Below are 5,135 nucleotides of genomic sequence, written 5' to 3'. Positions count from 1 at the left end.
GAGCTTGCTCACGTTAGAAGCGCAGCTTCTCATTAATTCCACCACCGAGGATGCGAAGCATCTAATAATCTAAGCCACCTTCTTTTAAATTATTTGCAATGGTTTTAGAGGGGTTTTCGCCAAATAACTGCGTGTAATCTTTAGTAAATTGCCCTGCGTGCCAAAACCCCCAGTTGGCAGCTATAGTTGAAATTGGTTTAGCTTGGCCGACCACTTTGAGCTCTCGCCTTACGTTATTTAAACGGGTTAAACGCAAAAACCTAAGCGGGTTAATACCTAAAATGCTTTCGAAACTGTATTGCAACGTACGCCTACTAACAAAAGTAAGCTCGCAAAGTTCGGTTATGGTTATTGTTTTTTGTGGGTTGGCTGCTACGTACTCTTTTACTTTATCGACCACTGCCTTACGGTGTTTGAAACTTGGGGCTATATTTTGCTGCGGGGTATCGGCTTGCAATAAGTGTAGTGCCAGCATACTAAGCATATCTTGCTGAGACTCTGGTTTTAGTCCAAAACCCTTATTTAAAACCATGCTGTTAATAATTTGCCTTGCAGTTTGCAGCGATGACTCAGTCACCGACAATCGAGCAGATTGCGCTGATGACAGGTTTTTGATTGTTACGCCCTGTAACTGCGCCATGTACTCAATTGAATGCCAATCAATAACCAAACCGTAAATATCAAATCGTTCCGGGGTAATTAGTTCAAAGTCGCTGTTGCTGGTACGGCACATAAATTGATTGTCCGCTACATCAAGGCCATTAATTTTACTTTGCTGCGACTGACTCGGTATTCCAAGCCAAATAGAGTTAGGCGCTATGTTGCATTGCTGGCGAAGTGAGCGCTCGGTGTACTCTTTAAATGCATGAATATTACTGTACTTAACACCTTCTATATAGCCATAAAAGCGTCCATCACTTACTTGGTCATACTTTTGCTGCCATTGCGTGAGGTTGTGAGCTTGCTCATCAATATCGTACGTATATACCTTGCTCTTTTGTGGTGCATTATTGCTACCTTGCTGCGCCATATAGGTGATGCTCTTTTAAAGTAAACATGTTTTTAGTTTAAGTGAAGGCCAAATAAAGGCGTTAACTTACTGAAATAAAATAGTAAAACGTGATTTGCCAAAATTCGATAGTCACTTGGTATAAATTAAGCTCCCTTGTGGCTATTCAAAATTGATTTATAGCTTGTACAAAGCAAGACCTATACCAAGGCTTGTAATATGAGTTATGCGGAGTAAATCATGGGGCATACGTACAGTTATACGTTAGGAACACATACTTATAAATTTAATAGTTTAGCACAGTTAATGGCTAAAGCTACGCCGCAGCGCTCGGGTGATAGGTTAGCGGGAGTGATTGCACAATCGGCACAAGAGCGAGCTGTAGCACAAATGACATTGGCCGAAGTACCGCTAAAAACATTTTTAAACGATGCACTTATTCCTTACGAGCAAGACGAAATTACACGTTTAATTATTGATGAACACGATGCGAACGCTTTTATGCTTATATCGCACTTAACCGTGGGAGACTTTAGAAACTGGTTATTAAGTGACTATGCAACACCTGCGGTACTTGCAAGTGTTAGGCAAGCCATTACCCCTGAAATGGCTGCTGCGGTAAGTAAAATAATGCGTAATCAAGATCTCATACTTGTTGCTAAAAAGTGCCACGTAAAAAGCGCATTTAGAAATACCATAGGTTTGCCAGGGCATTTATCAACCCGCTTGCAACCTAACCACCCAACGGATGACATAAATGGTATAGCTGCCTGTATGCTCGATGGCCTTTTATACGGCAATGGCGATGCGGTAATTGGCATTAACCCCGCCACCGATAACGTAGCGCAAGCCATTAAGCTTATGACGCTGATGGATGATGTTATTCAAAAATACGAAATTCCAACACAAAGCTGTGTGCTTACCCATGTAACTAACACCATAGAATGTATAGAAGCAGGCGCGCCGGTTGATTTGGTTTTTCAGTCTATTGGCGGTACAGAGGCTACTAACTCAAGCTTTGGCTTTAATTTAAATACGTTAGCTGAAGCGCAAGATGCTGCGCTGAGCTTAAAGCGTGGCACGGTTGGCAATAATGTTATGTATTTTGAAACAGGGCAAGGCAGCTCGCTTTCGGCTAATGCACATCATGGACTTGACCAACAAACCTGTGAGGCGCGTGCCTATGCCGTAGCACGCAAGTTCAACCCTTTATTAGTTAATACCGTTGTGGGGTTTATTGGCCCCGAATATTTATTTGATGGCAAAGAAATTACCCGCGCAGGGCTTGAAGATCACTTTTGCGCCAAGCTTTTAGGTATACCTATGGGGTGTGATGTGTGTTACACCAACCACGCCGAGGCCGACCAAAACGACATGGATAACTTACTTACCTTATTAGGCGTAGCGGGTTGCTCATTTGTAATGGGGATTCCGGGCTCGGACGATATTATGCTTAATTACCAAACGACCTCATTTCATGATGCCTTGTATGTGCGCCGGGTTTTAGGCTCGCGCCCAGCCCCCGAGTTTGAAGCATGGCTTAGCAAAATGAAAATTATGGAAAATACCGCAGAGACTATTTTATCAAATACCTTACCAACTGCCTTTGCTAAGCCATTAAAAGCAGTACAAGGAGGCATGTAATGAAAGTGGTTAAAAGCTTAAGCACACAAAGCAGCAGCGATCACGCTAACGGCAAAGTGGTTGAAAACCCATGGAGCGATTTACGCCGCTTTACCGATGCTCGAATTGGCCTTGGCCGAGCGGGTATAAGCTTACCTACAGCGGAAATGTTAGCGTTTCAGCTATCGCATGCTCAGGCGCGCGATGCGGTTAACTTTCCTTTAGATATTAACGAAATGACAAAAGCACTCAGTGCTATTGATGCGCTTAGCGAGGTTGAAAAACCGCTAAGTGTACAAAGTGAGGCTGTTGATCGTGTTACTTATTTACAGCGCCCCGATTTAGGCCGAAAGCTAAACCAAGCAGGGCGTACAACGCTTTTAAACACAATGCACAGTAAGCAAAGCAGTACGCAGGCGCAATACGATTTAGCCATTGTAGTGGTAGATGGGCTTTCGTCGTTGGCGGTACAGAAAAATGCTGCGCCGTTTATTAGCGAGCTGCTTAACCAATTACATAGTGATTCAATGCCTTATAAATTAGCGCCTGTAACCCTTGTAGAGCAAGGCCGCGTAGCGATTGGTGATGATATTGGCGAGCTGTTAAACGCACAAGTTGTAATGGTACTCATTGGTGAGCGCCCAGGGCTTAGCTCCCCCGACAGCCTAGGCCTTTATTTAACGTGGGCGCCAAAAACGGGGCTTAGCGACGCCTGTCGTAATTGTATTTCTAATATTCGCCCCGCAGGGCTTAGTTACTTTGAAGCGGCGCGCAGAGCTGTGTATTTACTACAAGAGGCTAAAAAGCTTGGGCTTACAGGGGTTAACTTAAAAGACAGAACACAAGACGATGTAATAGAGCATCAGGTTCAAACCACTAATTTTTTAATCGCAGAATAAAACCATAAAAAGAGGTCAAAATGTCTAATAACAATAAAGAGTATCTTGCACAAAGGCAGTTAAAAAGTGGCACTGCGGGCTGGTTATTGCTTGCAGGGCTGGGGGTGTCGTATGTAATTTCGGGCGACTTTGCAGGCTGGAACTTTGGCATAGCCGAAGCCGGCTGGGGCGGATTTGCCATTGCTGCCGCCTTAATGGCAATAATGTATTTAACATTGGTGCTATCGCTTGCTGAAATGTCGGCTGCTATTCCTGCTGCGGGTGGCGGTTATAGTTTTGCGCGTCAAGCAATGGGCCCAGCAGGGGGTTATTTAACCGGCCTTGCGGTATTAATTGAATATGCATTAGCTCCTGCGGCTATTGTTATATTTATTGGCTCGGCAGTTGAGGCGTTAACGGGTTTTAATGGACCGTGGGTATATGCGCTGTTTTATTTAACGTTTGTGGGTATTCACTTAGCGGGTGTAGGTGAAGCACTAAAAGTGATGATGGTGATAAGTGGCTTAGCAGTATTGGCTATTATTGCCACCGCAGTGGCGTTAATTGCTAATTTTGACGCGGCTAATTTATTTGATGTTGCGGTAACTAATGCCGCAGGTGCAAATGAATTTTTACCACTTGGTTGGTATGGTGTGTGGGCTGCACTGCCTTTTGCTATGTGGTTATTTTTAGCCGTAGAAGGCGTGCCGCTTGCAGCAGAAGAAGCTAAAAATCCGGCTAAAGATGTACCTAAAGGCATTATTGGCGCTATGTTATTTTTGTTATTTACCGCTTTACTTGTAGTGGTATTAGTTCCCGCTGCTGGTGGTGCAAACGCAATGGGCGCAAGTGCCGTACCTTTAGTTGATGCGCTTAACGCCACGGGCAATACAAGCTTAGCCACTGTGGTAAATATTTTAGGCTTAGCGGGATTGGTCGCGTCGTTTTTCTCAATTATTTATGGTTATAGCCGTTTAGTGTTTGCGCTTTCGCGTGCGGGCTATTTACCGCGTTCGTTATCAATTACTACAGAGCGTAAAGTACCAGCGCGTGCATTAATTGTACCCGCTATTTTTGGATTTATTGCCTCACTGAGTGGCGAGGGCGATTTAATGCTCGCCATGGCGGTGGTAGGTGCGACGGTATCGTATGCATTAATGGCGCTGAGTCATATTATGCTACGTATTAAGCAACCTAATTTAGCTCGCCCTTATAAAACGCCAGGTGGCGTGGTTACATCGGGTATTGCGTTAGTGTTATCGCTTATTGCATTAACGGGTGTGTATGCGTTTGACCCTCGTGCATTTTTGTATACAGTCGTGCTCTTTGTGATTGGGGCAGCTTATTACTTTGGGTACAGTGCTAAGCATTTAGTTGCTAAAAGCGCAGATGAAGAGTTTGCCATGCTAGCCGATGCTGAAGCGGACTTAGCCGCCTCAAATTAAGTGGGTAAGCACTAAGGTAAAAGCGTTGCTTTTAAAACGCCAGCAAGCTGCGCGTCTACAGGGTCATTCAGCTCTGCTGTTAAGGCTCAATGTAGGCGCGATTTTATACCGCGCTTGTAGACGTTGAGCTTGCTCACGTTAGAAGCGCAGCTTCTCATTAATTCCACCACCGAGTACACT

At 44.4% G+C, this 5,135-nt stretch carries 4 protein-coding genes; 3 read left to right on the top strand and 1 reads right to left on the bottom strand.

The annotated features are described in order from the left end of the window. Positions 1 to 61: 61 nt before the first annotated feature. Positions 62 to 1,030: a helix-turn-helix domain-containing protein gene (locus tag AABI99_RS17430; protein ID WP_338367390.1), complete on the bottom strand. Its 969-nt coding sequence runs from the start codon at positions 1,028 to 1,030 to the stop codon at positions 62 to 64. Between the two features lie 219 nt (positions 1,031 to 1,249). On the opposite strand from AABI99_RS17430, the gene AABI99_RS17425 reads away from it, so the two are divergent. The 3 genes from AABI99_RS17425 to eat are packed head-to-tail and all read left to right on the top strand — an operon-like array spanning position 1,250 to position 4,955. Further along, positions 1,250 to 2,653: an ethanolamine ammonia-lyase subunit EutB gene (locus AABI99_RS17425; RefSeq protein WP_338367389.1), complete on the top strand. Its 1,404-nt coding sequence runs from the start codon at positions 1,250 to 1,252 to the stop codon at positions 2,651 to 2,653. Then, positions 2,653 to 3,531 (top strand): ethanolamine ammonia-lyase subunit EutC, encoded by an 879-nt coding sequence (gene eutC / locus AABI99_RS17420; RefSeq protein ID WP_338367388.1) that lies wholly within the window; start codon positions 2,653 to 2,655, stop codon positions 3,529 to 3,531. Before AABI99_RS17425 ends, eutC begins: the two co-directional genes overlap by 1 nt. Positions 3,532 to 3,551: 20 nt before the next feature. Next, positions 3,552 to 4,955, top strand: coding sequence for an ethanolamine permease (gene eat, locus AABI99_RS17415; RefSeq protein WP_338367387.1), 1,404 nt, complete (start codon positions 3,552 to 3,554; stop codon positions 4,953 to 4,955). Positions 4,956 to 5,135 lie beyond the last annotated feature (180 nt).

The sequence above is a fragment of the uncultured Pseudoalteromonas sp. genome (genome assembly GCF_963922945.1).
GTDB lineage: Bacteria > Pseudomonadota > Gammaproteobacteria > Enterobacterales > Alteromonadaceae > Pseudoalteromonas.
The sequence above is the reverse complement of the archived record's forward strand: the minus strand, read 5'-3'. Positions and strand labels throughout refer to the sequence as shown.